This is a genomic window from Stenotrophomonas sp. CC22-02 (assembly GCF_004365115.1).
GTDB classification, from domain to species: Bacteria; Pseudomonadota; Gammaproteobacteria; order Xanthomonadales; family Xanthomonadaceae; genus Stenotrophomonas; species Stenotrophomonas forensis.
In genome coordinates this window covers 657487-676473 of sequence record NZ_SOCO01000001.1, presented here as the reverse complement: position 1 = coordinate 676473, position 18987 = coordinate 657487, and the positions used below count along the sequence as shown (strand labels likewise).

Annotated in this window: 20 protein-coding genes; 6 read left to right on the top strand and 14 right to left on the bottom strand. The window is 66.1% G+C overall.

Annotated elements, in window-relative coordinates:
• Positions 1-7: 7 nt before the first annotated feature.
• The 5 genes from N440_RS03245 to N440_RS03225 all read right to left on the bottom strand — a co-directional run bounded on the left by N440_RS03245 (position 8) and on the right by N440_RS03225 (position 5744).
• Positions 8-445 carry a hypothetical protein gene (locus N440_RS03245; RefSeq protein WP_133934065.1) on the bottom strand — a complete coding sequence of 146 codons (438 nt, stop codon included), beginning with the start codon at positions 443-445 and terminating at the stop codon, positions 8-10.
• 70 nt (positions 446-515) lie between these two features.
• Positions 516-2258 (bottom strand): GGDEF domain-containing protein, encoded by a 1743-nt coding sequence (locus N440_RS03240; RefSeq protein ID WP_133934064.1) that lies wholly within the window; start codon positions 2256-2258, stop codon positions 516-518.
• Between the two features lie 160 nt (positions 2259-2418).
• Complete coding sequence (locus N440_RS03235; RefSeq protein WP_053449071.1) at positions 2419-3444, bottom strand: AI-2E family transporter; 1026 nt, start codon at positions 3442-3444, stop codon at positions 2419-2421.
• 81 nt (positions 3445-3525) lie between these two features.
• Positions 3526-4593, bottom strand: coding sequence for a sensor domain-containing diguanylate cyclase (locus N440_RS03230; RefSeq protein WP_049458899.1), 1068 nt, complete (start codon positions 4591-4593; stop codon positions 3526-3528).
• Positions 4594-4709: 116 nt separating this feature from the next.
• The gene (locus tag N440_RS03225) at positions 4710-5744 is read right to left on the bottom strand and encodes a LacI family DNA-binding transcriptional regulator (protein ID WP_133934063.1); all 1035 of its coding nucleotides are present in this window, start codon (positions 5742-5744) and stop codon (positions 4710-4712) included.
• Between the two features lie 95 nt (positions 5745-5839).
• On the opposite strand from N440_RS03225, the gene N440_RS03220 reads away from it, so the two are divergent.
• The 5 genes from N440_RS03220 to N440_RS03200 are packed head-to-tail and all read left to right on the top strand — an operon-like array spanning position 5840 to position 10475.
• On the top strand, positions 5840-6892 hold the full coding sequence (locus tag N440_RS03220; protein WP_133934062.1) for a sugar phosphate isomerase/epimerase family protein: 1053 nt from the start codon (positions 5840-5842) through the stop codon (positions 6890-6892).
• 27 nt (positions 6893-6919) lie between these two features.
• Positions 6920-8137 (top strand): nucleoside permease, encoded by a 1218-nt coding sequence (locus tag N440_RS03215; protein WP_133934061.1) that lies wholly within the window; start codon positions 6920-6922, stop codon positions 8135-8137.
• Positions 8138-8149: 12 nt separating this feature from the next.
• Complete coding sequence (locus tag N440_RS03210) at positions 8150-9274, top strand: Gfo/Idh/MocA family oxidoreductase (RefSeq protein WP_133934060.1); 1125 nt, start codon at positions 8150-8152, stop codon at positions 9272-9274.
• Between the two features lie 19 nt (positions 9275-9293).
• A complete protein-coding gene (locus N440_RS03205; protein ID WP_133934059.1) occupies positions 9294-10160 on the top strand; it encodes a sugar phosphate isomerase/epimerase in 867 nt (288 codons plus the stop codon).
• Positions 10161-10178: 18 nt separating this feature from the next.
• On the top strand, positions 10179-10475 hold the full coding sequence (locus N440_RS03200) for a cytochrome c (protein ID WP_040008546.1): 297 nt from the start codon (positions 10179-10181) through the stop codon (positions 10473-10475).
• A gap of 30 nt (positions 10476-10505) precedes the next feature.
• On the opposite strand, the gene N440_RS03195 is transcribed toward N440_RS03200, so the two are convergent.
• From N440_RS03195 to N440_RS03170, 6 genes are all read right to left on the bottom strand, one after another.
• Positions 10506-11279, bottom strand: a complete 774-nt coding sequence (locus N440_RS03195) for a DUF1080 domain-containing protein (RefSeq protein WP_133934058.1) — start codon at positions 11277-11279, stop codon at positions 10506-10508.
• A complete protein-coding gene (locus N440_RS03190) occupies positions 11264-11839 on the bottom strand; it encodes a gluconate 2-dehydrogenase subunit 3 family protein (RefSeq protein WP_133934057.1) in 576 nt (191 codons plus the stop codon). Before N440_RS03190 ends, N440_RS03195 begins: the two co-directional genes overlap by 16 nt.
• On the bottom strand, positions 11839-13524 hold the full coding sequence (locus tag N440_RS03185; protein ID WP_053449062.1) for a GMC family oxidoreductase: 1686 nt from the start codon (positions 13522-13524) through the stop codon (positions 11839-11841). The genes N440_RS03190 and N440_RS03185 overlap by 1 nt, the downstream gene beginning before the upstream one ends.
• Before the next feature lie 27 nt (positions 13525-13551).
• Positions 13552-14448 (bottom strand): TIM barrel protein, encoded by an 897-nt coding sequence (locus N440_RS03180; RefSeq protein WP_208322778.1) that lies wholly within the window; start codon positions 14446-14448, stop codon positions 13552-13554.
• 218 nt (positions 14449-14666) lie between these two features.
• A complete protein-coding gene (locus N440_RS03175; RefSeq protein WP_133934056.1) occupies positions 14667-15470 on the bottom strand; it encodes a hypothetical protein in 804 nt (267 codons plus the stop codon).
• Positions 15471-15977: 507 nt separating this feature from the next.
• Positions 15978-16559 (bottom strand): single-stranded DNA-binding protein, encoded by a 582-nt coding sequence (locus tag N440_RS03170; RefSeq protein ID WP_133934055.1) that lies wholly within the window; start codon positions 16557-16559, stop codon positions 15978-15980.
• A 292-nt stretch (positions 16560-16851) separates the two neighbouring features.
• Between N440_RS03170 and N440_RS03165 the strand changes: the two genes are divergently transcribed.
• Positions 16852-17883 (top strand): LacI family DNA-binding transcriptional regulator, encoded by a 1032-nt coding sequence (locus tag N440_RS03165; RefSeq protein ID WP_053449060.1) that lies wholly within the window; start codon positions 16852-16854, stop codon positions 17881-17883.
• Between the two features lie 44 nt (positions 17884-17927).
• Here the strand turns inward: N440_RS03165 and N440_RS03160 are convergent, their stop codons facing one another.
• From N440_RS03160 to N440_RS03150, 3 genes are all read right to left on the bottom strand, one after another.
• Entirely contained in the window at positions 17928-18221 is a 294-nt protein-coding gene (locus N440_RS03160; protein ID WP_133934054.1) for a hypothetical protein, read from the bottom strand.
• A complete protein-coding gene (locus tag N440_RS03155; RefSeq protein WP_133934053.1) occupies positions 18218-18478 on the bottom strand; it encodes a hypothetical protein in 261 nt (86 codons plus the stop codon). Before N440_RS03155 ends, N440_RS03160 begins: the two co-directional genes overlap by 4 nt.
• A 71-nt stretch (positions 18479-18549) precedes the next feature.
• A complete protein-coding gene (locus tag N440_RS03150) occupies positions 18550-18936 on the bottom strand; it encodes an SseB family protein (RefSeq protein WP_133934052.1) in 387 nt (128 codons plus the stop codon).
• Positions 18937-18987 lie beyond the last annotated feature (51 nt).

The window sequence follows — 18987 nt, the reverse complement described above, 5'->3', positions numbered from 1 at the left end:
GGTCGGCTCAGTACACCGCCAGGTGACCGCAACCACGTCGCTGCGGTTGCCCTTCCATCGTCACCTGCACGCTGGCCAGGGTGTCGACACCTTCGGCATTGCGGCACGACTCGCGCTTGATCTCGACAACGGCGGGCTGCCTGTCCAGCTCACCATTGAGCACGATCAGCGAACTGGGCGCATCGGCCGGCTGCCCGAGATAACGCAACGTACCCTTGTGGGTACGGCCATCGACGCTGAGGCTGGCATCGTGGTTGCCGTTGCCGGTGGACGCGATCTCGATGCTCCACCCTGCCCCACCACCGGTGAACGCAGGCACCGGACTCATGCCGGCCGCGATCGAGGGAGGGCGCGGTTCATCGGCCGTGGTCTTCGATGCGGGGCTGGCACAGCCGGCCAGCAGGCCCGCAAGCAGCGCGGCGATGGCAATGGGACGCACGGTCATGGTGGACTCCTGCAGCGATCGGGCGGCCAGTGTAGGGCGCGCCACGTGCGCCGGCGATGAACATGACCGGTCAACGTGAGGCGCGTGCCCCACCGGCTACCCGCACACGGTCACGGCCCTGCGCCTTGGCCTGGTACATCGCCGCATCGGCCGCGCGCAGCAGGGTGCGCCAGCCCAGTGCGTCGGTACCGCCCTCGGCCACGCCGAAGCTGGCGGTCACCCGCAGCGTGCTATCGCCGCCCACCACGATGTCCAGCTGCTGCAGCGCCAACCGCAGCGATTCGGCCAGCCGGCGACCGGCATCCAGATCGCCATCGGCCAGCAGCACCAGGAATTCTTCGCCACCGTAGCGGGCGATGCTGTCGCTGCGGCGCAGGTGGCGCTGCAGGAGCTGCGCGACCTGCACCAGTACCTCGTCGCCGGCATCATGCCCATGGCCGTCATTGATCGACTTGAAGCGGTCCACATCCAGCAGGATCACCACCGCCGCCGCAGCGCCCTCGGCATGGCGCTGCTGCACCCGCTGGTCCAGCGCGCGGCGGTTCAACAGCCCGGTCAGTTCATCGGTACCCGCCAGCTGCCGCAGCTCACTGGTCAGCGCCGAGCGTTCGCGCGAGGTCTCGCGCAGGACTTCGATCGCATCGAACAGGCGCTGCATTTCCGCCAGCGGATGGGTGACGTGCTGCTCCGGCCCCGGCGCGTCGGAGGCGATCTGGATCACCTGCCGCTGTGCCTGCAACAGCGGGCGCAGGATCTGCACATGGGCGATGCGCAGCGCCACGCCCAGCACCAGCAGCGTACCCACGACCGTCGCCACCAGCACCGCCAGGCGCATGGCCGCGCGGTTGCGGGTATGTTCGAAGCGGGCAATGGCAACGCTCAGGTAGCCATCGCGCAGCGCCTCCAGCGACTGCAGCGTCGGCACATAGCGCTGGGTGAACTCGGCGGCGGTCCAGGGCGGGGGTACACCGCGACGGCCATCTTCGATCAGCTGCTCGACCATCGGCAACGATTCACCGAAGAACTGCCGCCGCGCCATGTCCCAGTGCCAGGACAACGCCGGGTCACTGCGGAACACTGCCTCGTGGCTGCCGGCCAGCCGCCACAGCTCCAGCAGGCGGCCCTCGGTCTGCAGCGCCGCGCGTACCTGCTCGTTGCGCCACGCACCCGGCACCGCCACCGGCGCCATCACGTTGGACGCCAAACGCCCGCCGTGCTCGCGCAGGTCGATCAGCACCTGGCCCTGCATCGCCGGGATCGCTGCCTCGCGATCGGCGCGGACCAGTACGTTGATCTGTGCGGACGTCAGCAGGTGCAGGCGGTCGACTACCGCGAACATGCTGCTGATCGCGCGCTCCACGTCTTCGACCCGGCGTGCGTCCTGCGGCTGCGCCGCCACCCGGTCCACGCTGGCGCGTGCCGACTTCAGGCGGCGTTGCGCATCGGCCAGCATCGCGTGCGCATCCACCTCGCCCGGATGGGCCTTGAATGCGGTGTCCAGCTGCAGCATGGCGGCGTCGACCCGCCGCCGCACCACGGCCAGCTGCATGGCCAGCCGCGCCTGCTCGGCGCCTTCGTCCGCGCGCGCGCCGAGCAGGCTGTTGGCCGGGCCGCGTTCGGAGGAGACCAGGTTGGCCAGATCAAACGTCTGCCGCAGCTGGCGCAGGCTGACCAGATTGTCCTCGGCGGCGGCATAGCGCATCGTGCCCTGGACCAGGGCGATGACCATCAGCGGCAGGGTGCAGACCACGAACAGTCCCGCCAGGATCCAGACCCAGGTCCGCAACCCGATGGGCGATACCTTGCCGGCCATTCAACTTTCCCCTGACGTGCGGATCACTGTACTGAGCGGCCCCGGCAGTGCCAAGCCAGCACTACGCGGCCCCTGCCCCTGCATATACCCCAGTCATCGCGAACGTGCCGCCAAGAGGCGGCGCCCGGCTCACCGAAACAGATCCGTCACGTCACCTGCTTCAGATCCAGCGTTGATCCACCAGTTCCCGCTTCACATAGGCATAGAACACCGGCGCGGCCACCAGGCCCGGCAGTCCGAATGCCGCCTCCATCACCAGCATGGCCAGCAGCAGTTCCCAGGCGCGCGCCTGGATCTCGCCACCGACGATGCGCGCGTTGAGGAAATATTCCAGCTTGTGGATGACGATCAGGTACAGCAGCGCCGCCACCGCCACGTAGAACGACACCGACAACGCGACGATGGTGATGATGGTGTTGGAGATGATGTTGCCCACCACCGGCAGCAGGCCGGCGATGAAGGTGATCAGCACCAGCGTCTTCGACAACGGCAGGTGCACCCCGAACAAGGGCAGCACACCCAGCAGGAAAATCGCGGTGAACACGGTATTGAGCAGCGAGATCTTCACCTGCGCGAACACCACCTGGCGGAACGCAGTGGCCAGGCGGCTGGTGCGGCCGATCAGCTCCTGCGCCAACGGCCCCATCTTCGGTAGCGGCAGTTCGTCATACAGCGCGATCATCGCGCCCAGCACCATGCCGATCAGCACACGCACGCCCACCTGCACCACCGAGGTGCCGGCCACGCCCAGCTGGCGCTGGTGCTCGGCGGCCCAGTCGTTCAGCGCTGCGCGCAGCGCCGGCATGTCTTCGGGAATGTAGGGCTGCAACAGCGCCGGCACCTGGTGCCGCGACGAATTGAGGATCTCCATCAGCCGTGCCAGCAGCGCGTCCGGCCCGCCGGTTTCGTTGCGGAAGAACGAGGCCACGCCGATCCCGGCCAGTACCAGCGCGCTGATGATGACCGCCGACAGCACGATCACCGCGATCGCCCGCGCCCGCCCCGGTGGCAGCCGGCCTTCCACGGTGGAGGCCAGCAGGTGGGTCAGCTGGAACACCAGCAGGCCCGACAGCAGGGTCACCACCAGGCCCAGCTTCAGCGCCAGCCACATGCCCAGCAGCATCATCAGCCAGGCCGCGATCCTCGGAACGGGGGGCTTGGGCTGCACAACGAGGGCGTCTTGCATGGGGGCACGTCCGGGCGGGGTGGCCCATGGTAGAGGATTGGCCGTGCGATTCCGTGTGCAGGATGAACGGCCGTTACGCCGTCATTGGGCGGCGCCGTGTTCGCCGTAGCTGGCGTTGTTCTTGCCCTGACGCTTGGCGTGGTACAGCGCCCGGTCGGCCTGTGCCAGCCAGTCTTCCACACTGCCGCCGCGCGGCGTAGCGGCAATGCCGATGCTGACGCTGAACTCCACGCCCGGGGTGGCCTGGCGGGCCGCCTCGAGCAGGTGCAGGCGCACCCGCTCGGCCACATGCATCGCATCCACCGGCGCGCAGTCGTGCAGCAACACCACGAACTCGTCGCCGCCGAGGCGGGCCGGGGTATCGCCGGGCCGGGCAAACGCGCGCAGGGTCGAGGCGATGTGCCGCAGGACTTCATCGCCGGCGCGATGGCCATGCGAGTCATTGATGCGCTTGAAATCATCCACGTCCAGCATCAGCAGGCAGGCAAAGCCGCCCTGCCCCTGCGCCTTGTCCAGCGCCTGCTGCGCACGCAGGATCAGGAAGCCGCGGTTGGCCAGCTCGACCAGCGGGTCCATCCGGCTCAAGCGCTGCAGCTGCCGGTTCTGCGATTTCACCCGACGCGCCAGCTGCCAGCTGAGGATGCTCAGACCGATGCCGTAGACGAACAGGAACGGCACGCTGAGCACGATCGTGCGCTGCGAGGTCACCGGTTGGTAGGGAAACCCGAGCGCCCACCAGGTGATCGCAAAACCCAGCACCAGTGCCAGCGTGGCGCGCATCGCCAGGCGCACGCCGCCAGCCGCGATCTTGTCCGCAACCAGCAGCGCCGCGAACAGTGCACTGGGCACTGCGCTCAACCCCATGAAGGCGATCCAGCCACCGCCGAACAACGAATCGGCCACCATGCAGCGGAACTGGACCACGGCAGGCTGCCGGGAGCGGTGGGTCAGCAGCAGCGCGAGCGCGGGCCAGGCCAGTGCATTGAGCAGCAGCAGGACCCAGGCCAGCGCACCGTCCTGGCGTTCCAGGATGATCGAGGCGATCGGGATCGCGCCCAGGCCATTGCCCACGAAGCGCATCCAGCCGATGCGCCGCGCCGCGCCGATGCCTTCGACCGCGACCTCGGTCGAGTCAGTCAAGAACGGCATTGCCGACCCCCTTGCGCGATCGCAGGTCCCATCTCAGAACTCCACCCCAGCACTCCAGCCCGGCATTCCACCTCGACGCGTGCCGGGCTGCCTGGCGTGAGTCTGACAGCTCCGCGTCAATTCGGGATCAAGGGATCAAGGTCGCGACCTGGCCTGGGCGCCGCCGTCGAGCCCCGCAGCATCAGGCTGAAATCCAGCGTCTGCTGGAGCGGCACATCGGCATGCTCGATGATCGCCAGCAGCAGTTTGACCGCGCGCTCGCCGATCTCGCGCATCGGCTGCCGGATGGTCGTCAACGGCGGCGTGAGGTAACGCGAGGACGCCAGGTCGTCGAACCCGACGATGGACAGGTCATCCGGCACGCGGACACCGCGCTCACGGCAGGCCGCCAGGGCGCCCAGCGCCATCTGGTCGCTGAAGCAGAAGATCGCGGTCGGTGCTGGTGCCACGTCCAGCAACGCCATCGCCGCCGCATGGCCGGATTCCACGGAAAAGTCGCCTGGCACGATCCGCTGCTGGCGCAGGCGTCCGCGCGCTTTGCCCGCGGCCCGGACACCCTGCAGCCGCTGCTGGTGCAGGGGGTTGTCGGGCGGCCCGCCGACCACGGCGATCTGCGCGTGACCCAGTCCGTAAAGGTGTTCCATCACCGCGCGTGCAGCCGCCGCGTTGTCGATGTGGACGCTGGGAATGCCCAGCGCAGGGTCGAACTCGCATCCGTTGACCACCGGCGCGGTGACGCCGCGTTGCTGCACGATCTCGCGCGCCGTTGGCGGCAATCGATGCCCCAGCACGATCATGCCGTCGGCCTCGTTGCGCCGGAGCATCTGCGCGTAGCGCTCCTCGCGGTCGGGTTGATGCTGGGTATCGCCCAGCAGCACCGCGTAGCCGACTGCCTGTGCCGCCTCCTCCGCGCCTTGCAGGATCTGCGCGAAAAATGGATTGGCGATATCCGGCACGGTGACCAGGATCTTGCCGCTGCGCTGGGTCTTGAGTGTCCGGGCCACCGTGTTGGGCACGTAGCCGAGCGCGGCAGCCGCCTGCTCGATGCGCGCGCGCGTGGCGGGCAGCACCTTGTCAGGCCGGGAAAGCGCCCGCGACACCGTGCCGGCAGAGACGCCCACGTGCTTGGCGATGTCGTAGATGGTTGCCATGGTTTCAGCTCTTGTTTCCGCTGTGCACTGCACAACGGGTCTGCGGGAGGCCCATGCTAGGGTAATGCAATCGATTGCATCGAGGGCGAATCACCTTGAAGACGCTCAAGGGTCCGGCGCTGTTCCTGGCGCAGTTCATCGGCGACAAAGCTCCTTTTGATCGGCTGGACACGTTGGCCGGATGGGCCGCGGGGCTGGGCTATTCTGGCGTACAAGTACCCACCACGGCGCCCCACCTGTTCGATCTTGCCCAAGCGGCGCGCAGTCAGAGCTACTGCGACGATGTGGCCGGCATGCTGGCCGGGCACGGTGTACAGATCACCGAACTGTCGACCCATCTGCAGGGACAGCTGGTCGCGGTCCACCCCGCCTATGACAGCCTGTTTGACGGCTTCGCACCGCCTGCGGTGCACGGCAACCCCGCCGCCCGCCAGGCCTGGGCGGTCGATCAGCTGATGTTGGCGGCCAAGGCCAGCCAGCATCTGGGACTGACCGCGCACGCCACCTTTTCCGGTGCGCTGGCCTGGCCGTACTTCTATCCCTGGCCGCAGCGCCCGCCCGGCCTGGTGGACGAAGCCTTCGCCGAACTGGGCCGCCGCTGGCGCCCGATCCTGGATGCGTTCGACGCCTGCGGCGTGGACCTGTGCTTCGAGATCCACCCCGGCGAAGACCTGCACGACGGCGCCACCTTCGAGCGCTTCCTCGACGTGGTGGATCATCACCCGCGGGCGAAGATCCTGTACGACCCCAGCCATCTGCTGCTGCAGCAGATGGACTACCTGGGCTTCATCGACCGCTATCACGACCGCATCGGCATCTTCCACGTCAAGGACGCCGAGTACCGTGCGAGCGCCAGCAGCGGCGTGTATGGCGGCTACCAGGACTGGATCGATCGTCCGGGCCGGTTCCGCTCGCTCGGCGATGGCCAGGTCGACTTCAAGGCGATCTTTTCGAAAATGGCGCAGTACGACTTTCCGGGCTGGGCGGTGCTGGAGTGGGAGTGCTGCCTGAAACACCCGGAGGACGGCGCGCGCGAAGGCGCTGCCTTCATCCGCGACCACATCATCCACGTGACCGAACGCGCCTTCGATGACTTCGCCGACAGCGGCACCGACGCCGCATCACTGCACCGCATGCTGGGAATCTGAGTCATTACCGCCCCGGGAGGGCAAGCCATGACGCACGCCATGTCGCGCTTGGGCGCGATGATGTTTCTGCAGTTCTTCATCTGGGGAGCGTGGTTCGTCACCCTGGGCACGTACCTGGTGCAGGGCCCGCTGCAGGCCAGTGCAAGCCAGGTCGCGACCGCCTTCCTCAGCCAGTCGATCGGCGCCATCGTCGCGCCCTTCCTGGTCGGCCTGATCGCCGATCGCTACTTCGCGGCGCAGCGCATCCTCGCGGTCCTGCACCTGGCCGGTGCGGTGCTGTTGTGGCTGGCGTCCACCGCGACGGACTTCACCACGTTCTCCGCCTGCGTGATGGGCTACATGCTGCTGTTCATGCCGACGCTGGCACTGGCCAACAGCGTGGCGATGCGGCACATGCAATCGCCTGAAAAACAGTTCCCGCTGGTGCGGGTCGCCGGCAGCATCGGCTGGATCATCGCCGGCGTGCTGATCGGCTGGATGGGCTGGGAGCAGGCACACCGGCTCGAGCTGACCTTCCAGATGGCCGCGCTGGCGTCGCTGCTGCTCGGCCTGTATGCCTTCACCCTGCCGCACACGCCGCCGCTGGCCCGGCAGCGCGACGCCGGGCTGGGGCAGATCCTCGGGCTGGATTCACTGCGGCTGCTGAAGTCGCGTTCCTATCTGGTGTTCTTCCTGGCCTCCATCGCCATCTGCATCCCGCTGTCGTTCTACTACAACTTCACCAATCCTTATCTCAACAATCTGGGCGTGCGCGGCGCCGCGGGCCTGCAGTCGCTGGGCCAGGTTTCGGAAGTGCTGCTGATGCTGGCCATGCCGTTCCTGTTCGTGCGGCTGGGGGTCAAGACGATGCTGGCGGTGGGCATGGCAGCGTGGGTCGTGCGCTACGGCATGTTCGCCTTCGGCGATGCCGGCAGTGGCTTCTCGCTGCTGGTGATCGGCATCGTGCTGCATGGCATCTGCTACGACTTCTTCTTCGTCACCGGCCAGATCTACACCGATGCCCATGCCGGCCCCGACGCGCGCAGCAGTGCGCAGGGCTTCATCACCCTGGCCACCTATGGCGTGGGCATGCTGATCGGCACCTTCCTGTCCGGCGCGGTGGTGGAGCACTACACCACCGCCGCAGGGCCCGACTGGCAGCAGATCTGGCTGTTCCCGGCCGGCGTCGCGCTCATCGTGCTGATCGCCTTCCTGCTGCTGTTCCGCGACCGGCCGGTGGTTGCGGCCGCAGCGTCCACGCCCTGAGGACCGCAGCCAATGCCCAAGCCTGGAATCGCCATCATCGGTACCGGCATGATCGCAGCCGTGCATCGTCGCGCCGCCTTGCTGGCCGGTGCCGAAATCCGTGGCGTGGCCGCCTCTTCCGCGCAACGCGCCGCCGATGTGGCGCAGGCGTGGGGTGTCCCGCGCGGCTATCGGGATATCAAAGAGGTGGTCGCCGACCCGCAGGTGCAGGTCGTGCACGTCTGCACGCCCAACCACCTGCACCGGCCCATGGCCGAAGCTGCACTGCGGGCCGGCAAGCACGTGGTCTGCGAGAAGCCGCTGGCAACCACGCTGGAAGACGCGCAGGCGCTGGCCGCATTGGCCAGCTCGAACGGACTGGTCGCCACGGTTCCCTTCGTCTACCGCTACCACCCGGTGGTGCGGGAAGCCCGCGCGCGCATCGCCGCAGGCGACATCGGGCCACTGCACCTCATCCATGGCAGTTACCTGCAGGACTGGCTGCTGGACCCGGCCAGCAACAACTGGCGCGTCGATCCCGTGCTGGGCGGCACCTCGCGCGTGTTCGCCGACATCGGCTCGCACTGGTGTGACCTGGTGGAATGGGTCAGCGGCGAGCGTTTCGCCGAAGTCAGCGCGGCGTTTGACACGGTGATCGCCGAGCGCGGCACCGCGGGTGGGCAGAGTTTCAGCCCCCCGGCAGCCGGTGGTGCGATGCAGTCGGTCGCCAGCGAGGACGTGGCGGCGGCGATGTTCCGCACCGGCAACGGCACGCTGGCATCACTGACGGTCAGCCAGGTCTCTGCCGGACGCCGCAATCGTCTCTGGTTCGAGATCGATGGCGCCAGGGCCAGCGTGGCGTTCAACCAGGAAGATGCCGAGCGGCTGTGGATCGGGTGGCCCGACCAGCGCGAAGAAACCTTCGTACGTGGGCCGGGAGCCGGCAGTGCCGAACAGCGCCGGTTGTCGGTGTTGCCGGCCGGGCACGCACAGGGTTACGCCCAGTGCTTCGAGGCCTTTGTCGCCGACACCTACCGCGCCATCGACGGCGAGCGACCCGAGGGGCTGCCTACCTTCGACGATGGCCTGCGCTCGGCGCTGATCGTCGACCGTGTCATCACATCGGCCAGGACACGCGCCTGGACCACCATCGCTTGAAACCCGGGAGGATCTCTTGATGAAAGCCCCTGTCCGCAGGACCGCAAGCCTCGTTCTGCTGCTGCTCGCCGCCCTGCCGGCCTTCGCAGGCGAAGCTGCAGGCACGCAGAAGCCGATCGCGGTGCAGATGTATACCCTGCGCAATGCCGGATCGCTCGAGCAGCAGTTGAAGATCGTCCACGACGCGGGCGTGCATGCGGTGGAAACGGTCGGCACGCAGAACACCAGCGCGGCAGACCTCAAGCAGCTGCTGGACCGCTATTCGATCAGGGCGATTTCGTCGCACGTGCCATTGGCCGAGCTGCGCAACAACCTGGACGGCGTGGTGACCTTCAACCGCGCGATCGGCAACAGCACGCTGGTGGTGCCCTACCTGGACCAGAAGGACCGGCCGGCCGATGCCGCAGGCTGGACCGCATTGGGCCAGGAACTGGGCCGCATCGCCAAACAGGTGCGGGCCAAGGGCATGCGCCTGGCCTACCACAACCACGACTTCGAGCTGGCCGACTTCAACGGCAGGACGGGACTGGAACTGCTGTTCGCCGCCGCCGGTCCCGACCTGCAGACCGAGCTGGACCTGGCCTGGGTCGCGCGTGCCGGCCTGGACCCTGCGGTGATGCTGGGCAGGTTCCGCGGGCATGTCTTCGCGGTTCACGCCAAGGACAATGCCCTCAAGGGCCAGGCCGAAGACGAGGGCGGATTCGCCGCGGTCGGCCAGGGCGTGCTGGACTGGAACGCGATCCTGCCGGCCGCAGCGGCCGCTGGCGTGCACTGGTACATCGTCGAACATGACCAACCACGCGATCCGGCCAAGGTCATCCAGACCGGCGCGGACTACCTGCGTGAACACCTGTCCGTCAGCGTACCCAGCCGTGCAAAGCACTGACGCATGAAGGAGCCCCACATGAAAATGATCCTGGCAATGGCCGTGGCCCTGGGCGGCCTGGGCTCTGCAACGGCCGCCTGGTGCAAGGACGACCCGGCCGCGGGTGCAAAGCTCTACACCGCGAACTGCGTAGCCTGCCACGGCGCCGATCGTGCCGGCATGCCGGGCGCATTCCCGGCGCTCACCGACATCGGCAAGCGCATGGCACCGGCACAGATCAAGGAAAAGATCAGCAAGGGCGGTGGGCTGATGCCGCCCTTCTCCCAGCTCTCGCAGCAGGAAATCAACGACATCGCCAGCTACCTGGCGAAGTAAGCGGCCGGCGACCACGCCGGCCGTGTGCCACTACAGTTCGCGCACCCAGATGTTGCGGTAGCTGACCCTGGAATCATGTTCCTGCAGATAGAGCGGTGCGCACGTGTGTGGCGCATAGGAAGGTGCACCGATGTACTCGGTCCTGCCCGCCAGCACGGTGTCGTCCTGCACCAGCACGCCGTTGTGCAGCACGGTGATGCGCGCGGGCGACACCAGCCCACCGCCCGCCGAGAAGCGCGGTGCCTTCCAGAGGATGTCGTAGGCCTGCCACTGGCCCGGCGCGCGCGAGGCATTCACCAACGGCATGGCCTGCTTGTAGATCGAGCCCGCCTGGCCGTTGGCATAGGTCGGGCTGTTGTAGCTGTCCAGTACCTGCAGCTCATACAGCTCCTGCAGGAAGATGCCGCTGTTGCCGCGGTTCTGTCCATCGAAGCCCTTCGTGTCGATGGGGGTGCGCCACTCGACATGCAGCTGGACGTCGCAGAAGCGTTGCTTTGTGCGAATGCCCTTGCTGCCGGGCACGACAGTCATCGCGCCATCAGCAACCTTCCAGGGCACGCGCCCACCCTGCTCGGACTCCCAGGCCGAGACATCCTTGCCATCGAACAGCACGATGGCATCGGACGGCGCCTTGCCTGGCGGCGTGGCCACGATTGCAGGCGCCGGCGTCCACACCTCGGTCTTCTTCGGATCGCGCGCAGGGTCGGCGCCCTCCTGTGCGAACGCGGAGCCGGCGGCCAGTACACCGGCCGCGATCAGCAGCGGCCTGATCATCATGCAGCGCTCCATCAGCTGGTCCCCCATGCAGGCGTGCCGGCAACATAGGCCAGGTCGCCCTCGTAGCGACCTGGTACCGCAACGTACTGCAGCACTTCGGTCGCGCCCACCTTCGAAGTGAAGAAGCCGAAGATGGCCAGCTGCTTGAGCATCGTGAAGTAATGCGGCATCGCCTCGCCCTCTTCCGGAGTGCCCGTCTCGGTCACCTCGGCCGTGCGTGCCTTTGCCTCCGCATCCAGCGTGCGCAGCAGCGTGGTACGGGCGTCTGGCGTGAGCGATGCGAAACGGCTACCGGAGCGCGCGTCGATATCGGCGAGGCCGGCGCGGAACGTCGCCTGCTGCCGGGCGGTGTAGCAGTCGGTGACGAAGGTCGCCATGAACCGGCCGGCACCGGCATCCTTCGCTCCAGGTGTTTTCGTCCGTGGCAGGATCGTCTCGGCGATCTCGTCCAGCAAAGCGATGTCGGCGTCGGAGAAGGCAGGCATCGCCCCGGCAGCCGGTGCCTTGCCCTGCACCAGCGCAGGCAGACCGACCATGGCCGCACCGGTGGCAGCGACGATCATCTTCAGCAGTTCGCGGCGATCCATCAGAGGTTCCCCGCTTTCAGTTCGCGCACGGCATGGTCGGCGGCGCGGGCGGTCAGCGCCATGTAGGTCAGCGACGGATTCACGCAGGCGCTGGAGGTCATGCAGGCACCGTCGGTGACATAGACGTTGGGTGCATCCCAGACCTGGTTGTGCTGGTTCAGTACCGAGCTCTTCCGATCACGGCCCATGCGCGCGGTTCCCATTTCATGGATGCCCTTGCCCGGCGCGTAGTCGTTGTCGTGCATCTTCACGTCCTTGACCCCGGCCGCCTCCAGCATCTCGGCGGCATCGGCGGCCATGTCCTTGCGCATGGCCAGTTCGTTGGCGCGCATGGCAACGTCCATCGCCAGCACCGGCAGCCCCCACTTGTCCTTGCGCTCGCGGTCCAGGCGGATCGTATTGTCGTGGTGCGGCAGCATTTCACCAAACCCGGTCATGCCGATGCGCCAGTCACCGGGCACGGTCAGCGCATCCTTCAGGTCGGCACCGATGTTCAACTCGGCGATCTCGCGCGACCAGCCTGTGCGGCTGGCGCCACCCTGGTAGCCGAACCCGCGCAGGTAACCGCGCTTGTCGGCGGCAACGTTGCGGAACCGCGGAATATAGAAACCGCACGGACGACGGCCGAAGTAGTACTTGTCTTCGTAACCCTCGACGCGGCCGGAAGCGCCTGCTCCGAAATGATGGTCCATCACGTTGTGGCCCAGTTCGCCGGACGAGGAACCCAGGCCGCCCTCCCAGACATCGGTGGCCGAGTTCATCAGCAGCCAGGTCGAGTTGAAGGAGGAGGCGTTGAGGAAGATGACCTTGGCAGTGTACTGGTAGGTCTGGCCGGTCTCGGCATCGATGACCTCCACGCCGCGCGCACGCTTTCGATCCTTGTCATAGAGCACTTCCTTGACGATCGAGAACGGCCGCAACGTCAGATTGCCGGTCTTCATCGCCGCCGGCAGCGTCGCCGCCTGGGTCGAGAAATAGGCACCGAAGGGACAACCCAGGATGCACTTGTTGCGGTACTGGCAGTTGACGCGCCCCTGCTCGGGCATCGGCTGGGTGATGTTGGCGGTGCGCGAGTGGATCATGTGGCGGGTGCCGCCGAAGGCCTTCTTGATCCGCGCGGCCACGTCCTTCTCGACGATGTTCAACGGGATCGGCGGCAGGAATTCGCCGTCCGGCAACACGTCCAGGCCTTCGCGCGTGCCGGCGATGCCGGCGAATTTCTCCACATGGTCGTACCACGGCGCGATGTCGGCGTAGCGGATCGGCCAGTCGGTGGCGATGCCGTCCTTCAGGTTCGCCTCGAAATCCAGATCGGAGAAGCGATAGCTCTGCCGCCCCCACAACAATGAGCGGCCACCGACGTGATAGCCGCGGAACCAGTCGAAGCGCTGGGTCTCGATGTAGGGCGAGTCCTGTTCGTTGGCCCACATCCCTTCCAGGTTCTCGGCCAGGCCGTAGTCGCGCATCAGCACCGGAAAGTCGGCCTTCATCGCCTGCGTCGGCCGATTGCGATGCGGGAAGTCCCACGCCTCCTTCATCGCGTTCACGTAGTCCTTGACGTGCTCGATGTTGCGCCCGCGTTCCAGCATCAGGACCTTCAGTCCCTTCTCGGTCAGCTCCTTCGCCGCCCAACCGCCACTGATTCCCGAGCCAACAACGATGGCGTCGTAGTGATTATCTGCCATGGGTTTCTCACCTGGGTGGATATCGTTTCAGACGTCGCAGAGGCGGATCGCCTCGCGCAGAGAGTTGATGGGGTCTGGCGCCGCAGGCGTGAATTCCTGCGCCAGATAGCCCTCGAAACCGGTATCGCGGATCGCGCGACAGATGGCCGGATACTGGAGTTCCTGCTGGTCTCCGATCTCATTCCGGCCGGGCACGCCTGCGGTGTGATAATGCTTGAACCAGGCGTGATGCCTGCCGATGGTGGCGATGATGTCGCCCTCCATGATCTGCATGTGGTAGATGTCGTAGAGCAGGCCGAAGTTGTCCGAGCCAAGCCGCTGGCACAGCTCCACACCCCACGCAGAGTGGTCGCACAGGTAGTCGTGATGATCGACCCTGGAATTCAGCAGCTCCATCACCAGCACCACGCCGCGCTTCTCGGCATGGCCGAGGATGCGCTTGAGGCCGGCCTCGGCATTGGCCATGCCGTCCTGCGGGTCCATGCCGTTGCGATTTCCGGAGAAGCAGATGAGATTGCGATAGCCGGCATCGGCGACCAGGTCGATGTGCCGCGTGTAGCGCTCCACCAGTTGATCGTGGAACTGGCGGCCGGCAAAGCCCTGGGTCAGGCCCAGCTCTGCGCCATTGCACATCGAGCTGTACACGTCATGGGCCTTCAGCGTCGGCCAGTCCTCCGGCCCGACCAGGTCGATGGCGGAGAAGCCGATGCCCTTCACCGTGCTGCAGAGCTGGGCGACCGACAGCTGCGGGAAGGTCCAGCGCGCGACGGAATGCTTCAGGTGGCCCTTGAGCGGTGCATCGGCGGCGAAGGCAGGGAGCACGCCTGCCGCCCCCAGGCCGATTCCACCGGCAACCGCAAAGCGCAACGCATCGCGCCGCGTGAGGCCCGTCGCCGGGGCCGGTCTGATCGAATGGATGGACATCCACCTTCCGGCCTCCCAACCGGTATCAAACGCAACGATTCGCAGCAATGCAATCGATTGCACCATAGGGGAGGAAATTGTCTTTTTGCAAGTTGCGCTGCAAGAAATTCAATGCTGCGAGGCACAACTCCGTAGGAGTCGCGGAAAAAGAAAAGCCCCGCATGAGCGGGACTTTCGTTCTGCCTGGAAACGAGCGTGGCAGCATTCATTGGCTGGATCTAAGGCGCTGGCCGCTTCGCCATTTTCCTCATGGTGGCGTGAAGCTGTGACACCAGCTTCGGATTGCCAGCGGGTGATTTCGCATCGTAGTCAGCCATCAACGTCTCTGCCCGCCGATCCCCCAGTTCTGCAGCCATCGCCATGGCAGCGGGTATGGGCTCCGGGCTTCCCGTCGCGGCGGAGAAGGCGACTCCGTACTGATAGGCGGTGAAGGGCGTTGGCCCCTCCGAGAAAACATCTGCAGAGCGATTGAGTACCTCCAGCCGATCCTTGTCCACGGAGGGTCGCTCTGCCTCTGGCAGGGCTTTCACCACCTCCAGGTAGTTTTCCGCGCCGGCTTGCGCGGTAACTGCGGCCATTTTTGCCAGCAGCCGATCAACAAGAAATATCTCGGCTTTATGGTCTCCGCGATCGCTCATTGCTCTCAGCTCAGCTTCACTCATACCTTTTGCTGCCAGCCACTCCTCAGGAAGTGGGAAGCCCAGCCTGAGCAACGCTTCGCGATCTTCCGCGCCCGAAAAATGCACCGTTCCAAAGTAACGATCTGATATGTCCTCCAAGTACCTTCGGTCATCCTGATGCAAGCTCCGCAGGTACAGGTCCCAACTTGCTGTGCCTGAGTCCTTAGCACCGTCGAACAGCGCGTAGGCTCCGAGTTTCCCGCTCGCCTGTAGGTCCATGGTACGTTCGGAGGTCAAAGCGACTGCAGGCACGGATTCAATTCCCGCTCCATCGTTCTGGCAACCGATCACGGTCACAGGGGTCATTGCGAACAACGCTATGGAGAGAAGCGCATTCTTCATCACTTGGGGCACCCGTTGATAGTCATGTCATACGTGCAAGCAGCGCATATTTCTCGCGGCATCACCGCATCCAGATACTGAGAATCCGTTGTCACAACCTGGATCGTCGCCATATCAGCAGTCGTTGATGGTACTCCCAGCCTGTAGTGCAGCAATGACAAGGCGTGCAGGCGCCAGGTTCTTCCGCATATTCCATTCCTTGGATCCGTAGGTAATCTCTGCCCTGCATCTATTTCGCAGCCTTGTGGAACGCAGAGAGCAATGCGGCCTTTACCGTCTGCCCAGGTGGCTATCGCGTCTTGAGCGTTCTGCCGATCCTTGAAGAAGGCCTTGATCGGACTCTTTTTCTCCCCCGGGAAGATACTGCGCGGCCCTGAAGGAAGCGGTACACGCCGGGTGTCTACCTGGCTCCGCCGTTGCCAGCGCCGAGTCCCCTGTGCATAGAAGAAAGGGCCCGCAACCACATGGTTACGAGCCCCTTTTACACACGCATCAATGCGTTGTCTGTCAGAACGGAATATCGTCGTCAGCGAAGTCGTCCATCGGCGGCGCCTGCTGCGGCTGCGGGCGCTGGTTGCCACCCTGGTTGCCGTAGCCGCCGCCCTGATTGCCGCCCTGGTTGCCATAGCCACCACCCTGGCCGCCGCGCTGGCCACCGCCACCACCGCCGCCGTACTCCTGGCGCGGCGCCTGCTGGCGCTGCGGGCGATCGCCGCCGTAGTTGCCACCACCACCACCGCCGCCACCGCCTTCGCCGCGGCCGCCCAACATCTGCATTTCATCGGCGATGATATCGGTGGAGTACTTCTCCACGCCGTCCTGGCCGGTGTACTTGTCGTAACGCAGGCTGCCTTCGACGTAGACCGAGCTGCCCTTGCGCAGGTACTCGCCGGCAATCTCGCCAAGCTTGCCGAAGAACACCACGCGGTGCCATTCGGTGCGCTCCTGCTGGTTGCCATCCTTGTCCTTGCGGACGCTGGTGGTGGCCAGGCTGATGCGGGTGATCGCCATGCCGCCCTGGGTGTACTTCACGTCCGGGTCGTTGCCGAGATTGCCGACCAGGATGACTTTGTTGATGCCGCGCGCCATAGGTACCTTCGTCCGTTGTCCAGGGGCAGACCGCCAGTGATAGCACAGCCCCGGGCGGGGGTGCAGTACGCTGGGCCGCCCCTGTTGAAATTTGGGGGAATGCGAGAACGAGGCATCTTAGCATTGCCGCCGCCATCCGCCCGATCAGAAGAGCCCCGGCTGGCCGAAAGATTGGACTGATTTCCTTGTCCGGCAATGACTTACCGCCATCCTGCCGACCTTCCGCAGGGGCATTCGCGTCTGCGCATGGCATCATGCCCAGGCACCTTCCACCCGGCCCCTTCCGCGCCCCATGATCATCAAAGGCAAAGCCACCTCCCTGGACATCGCCCACCTGGCCGGGGTCTCCCAGCCCACCGTGTCGCGGGCCCTGCGTGGCAGCCCGATGGTCAACGCCGAGACCCGCGAGCGCATCCTGCGCATCGCCCGCGAGCTGAACTACAAGGTCGACAAGAACGCCTCCAGCCTGCGCCTGCGCAATGCCGGCACCCTGGCCCTGCTGTTCTTCGAGGACCCGACCAACGACGATTCGCTGATCAACCCGTTCTTCCACTCGATGCTGGGCTCCATCACCCGCGCCTGCGCGCTGCACGGGCAGGACCTGCTGGTCTCGTTCCAGCAGCTCTCCACCGACTGGCAGGCCGATTACGAAGACAGCAACAAGGCCGATGGCATCATCCTGCTCGGCTATGGTGACTACCACGAATCGCGCGACCGCCTGCAGCGGCTGGTCGAACAGGGTACGCACTTCGTGCGCTGGGGCGCCGCCCTGCCCGGCCAGCCCGGTGTGTCGATCGGCAGCGACAACTTCCAGGGCGGGCACGACATCACCACCCACCTGCTGCAGCAGGGCTGCCGCCGCATCGCCTTCCTCGGCCATGCCTCCAGCCATTACCCCGAATTCCAGGAGCGCTACCGCGGCCATGTGGCGGCGCTGCAGGAGCGCGGCCTGAGCGCCGAGCCGGCGCTGCAGCACGACGCCATCACCACCGAGGCCTCCGGCCAGCAGGCCTGCCAGGCGCTGCTGGCGCGCGGCGAACCGATCGATGCGATCTGCGCGGCCAGCGACCTGATCGCCATCGGTGCGATGCGGGCCCTGCGCGAGGCAGGGCTGCGGGTGCCGCAGGACGTGGCGGTCACCGGCTTCGACGACATTCCGCTGGCGGCCTCGGTGTCGCCGGCGCTGACCACCGTGCAGCAGGACACCAAGCAGGCCGGCCAGCTGCTGGTGGAGCGCCTGCTGGCGCTGATCGGCCGGCAGCCGGTGGACAGCCAGAGCATCCCGGTGAAGCTGGTGGTGCGCGATTCGTCACAGCGCGGGTAGCGTCGAGCCATGCTCGGCACGTTGTCCGCGATAACCGCGAAGGTTCAGCGCACCTGAGACTTGGGCCCAAGCACCGCCAACAGCACGAAGACCACGATCGAGGCAACGGTGCCGAGCGCCGCCGGCAAGCCGAACGCCCAGGCCGAGCGCCCCTGCTGGCGCGCCCATTGCGCCAGATGCCAGGCCGCGCCCAGGTTGATCAGCCAGGCAATGACGAACACCGGCCATAGCACCATGCCCACCGCACGCAGCAGGGGCATGGACACCAGCGCAGCGACGATGGCCGTGACCAGGAAGATCAGTGCGGACCTGGAATGGCGCGTCGCGTGCATGCTCATGAAGACAGCCTGCGCACCATCACCAGTACGCGATACTTGCGGTTGTCGGCCTGATGCAGGGGCATCTGCGGGAAGCCATCGGCATCCTGCGCTGGGTTGAGCCGTTGCAGTTCCTGTTCCAGAGACAGGCCGGCGTCGCGGCCCCATTGCGCGTGATACCACCGGGCCAACTGCTGCCGTTCCGGCGCCCCGGCGGGTAATACCCTGAATTCCATGGCCATGCCTTGATGGGGAAGCGTTCTGTAGCGTCGAGCCATGCTCGACTGATCTGGCATTTTGCGAAATGCAGTCGAGCATGGCTCGACGCTACAGAATGCGCGGCGGCGGTTCAGCCCTGGGCGAAGTCCTTCAGGATCTCGCCGACGCCGCTGGCGGAAATCTCGAAGCCCAGCGGGGTACCGGGGTTGATCACCACGCCGTAGCCACCCGGCACGCGGCGCAGCACGTCCAGCATCAGCCAGCGGATCTGGTGCGGGGCCTGCTGGCTGTAGATGCCGACCCGCGACGGATCGGTGAACACGGCCACGTGCAGGGTGCCCTGCTTGTCGAACAGCAGCGGGTCGAAGCCGCTGCCGTCGGGGGTGACCAGACTGCCGGTCAGCAGCACCACCTCGGAGGCGACGAAGGCCTCCATGAAGGCGCGGATCGGCACCGCCCCGTCCATCGCCGCCTTCAGCAGGGTTTCGATCGGGGTCTGCGGGGCGAGGTCGGTCATGGCGGTACGGCAGGCTGCGGGGGGCCTATTGTAGAGTCGACCTTGCTCGAC

What these genes read in the sequence shown, in the direction of transcription:
- N440_RS03230 (WP_049458899.1), bottom strand. Translation starts at nt 4,593, where the DNA reads ATGCCGTTCTTGACTGACTCGACCGAGGTCGCGGTCGAAGGCATCGGC.
- N440_RS03205 (WP_133934059.1), top strand. Translation starts at nt 9,294, where the DNA reads ATGAAAGCCCCTGTCCGCAGGACCGCAAGCCTCGTTCTGCTGCTGCTC.
- N440_RS03195 (WP_133934058.1), bottom strand. Translation starts at nt 11,279, where the DNA reads ATGGGGGACCAGCTGATGGAGCGCTGCATGATGATCAGGCCGCTGCTG.
- N440_RS03150 (WP_133934052.1), bottom strand. Translation starts at nt 18,936, where the DNA reads ATGACCGACCTCGCCCCGCAGACCCCGATCGAAACCCTGCTGAAGGCG.
- N440_RS03200 (WP_040008546.1), top strand. Translation starts at nt 10,179, where the DNA reads ATGAAAATGATCCTGGCAATGGCCGTGGCCCTGGGCGGCCTGGGCTCT.
- N440_RS03180 (WP_208322778.1), bottom strand. Translation starts at nt 14,448, where the DNA reads ATGTCCATCCATTCGATCAGACCGGCCCCGGCGACGGGCCTCACGCGG.
- N440_RS03175 (WP_133934056.1), bottom strand. Translation starts at nt 15,470, where the DNA reads ATGAAGAATGCGCTTCTCTCCATAGCGTTGTTCGCAATGACCCCTGTG.
- N440_RS03190 (WP_133934057.1), bottom strand. Translation starts at nt 11,839, where the DNA reads ATGGATCGCCGCGAACTGCTGAAGATGATCGTCGCTGCCACCGGTGCG.
- N440_RS03160 (WP_133934054.1), bottom strand. Translation starts at nt 18,221, where the DNA reads ATGAGCATGCACGCGACGCGCCATTCCAGGTCCGCACTGATCTTCCTG.
- N440_RS03225 (WP_133934063.1), bottom strand. Translation starts at nt 5,744, where the DNA reads ATGGCAACCATCTACGACATCGCCAAGCACGTGGGCGTCTCTGCCGGC.
- N440_RS03170 (WP_133934055.1), bottom strand. Translation starts at nt 16,559, where the DNA reads ATGGCGCGCGGCATCAACAAAGTCATCCTGGTCGGCAATCTCGGCAAC.
- N440_RS03215 (WP_133934061.1), top strand. Translation starts at nt 6,920, where the DNA reads ATGACGCACGCCATGTCGCGCTTGGGCGCGATGATGTTTCTGCAGTTC.
- N440_RS03165 (WP_053449060.1), top strand. Translation starts at nt 16,852, where the DNA reads ATGATCATCAAAGGCAAAGCCACCTCCCTGGACATCGCCCACCTGGCC.
- N440_RS03245 (WP_133934065.1), bottom strand. Translation starts at nt 445, where the DNA reads ATGACCGTGCGTCCCATTGCCATCGCCGCGCTGCTTGCGGGCCTGCTG.
- N440_RS03185 (WP_053449062.1), bottom strand. Translation starts at nt 13,524, where the DNA reads ATGGCAGATAATCACTACGACGCCATCGTTGTTGGCTCGGGAATCAGT.
- N440_RS03240 (WP_133934064.1), bottom strand. Translation starts at nt 2,258, where the DNA reads ATGGCCGGCAAGGTATCGCCCATCGGGTTGCGGACCTGGGTCTGGATC.
- N440_RS03210 (WP_133934060.1), top strand. Translation starts at nt 8,150, where the DNA reads ATGCCCAAGCCTGGAATCGCCATCATCGGTACCGGCATGATCGCAGCC.
- N440_RS03235 (WP_053449071.1), bottom strand. Translation starts at nt 3,444, where the DNA reads ATGCAAGACGCCCTCGTTGTGCAGCCCAAGCCCCCCGTTCCGAGGATC.
- N440_RS03155 (WP_133934053.1), bottom strand. Translation starts at nt 18,478, where the DNA reads ATGGCTCGACGCTACAGAACGCTTCCCCATCAAGGCATGGCCATGGAA.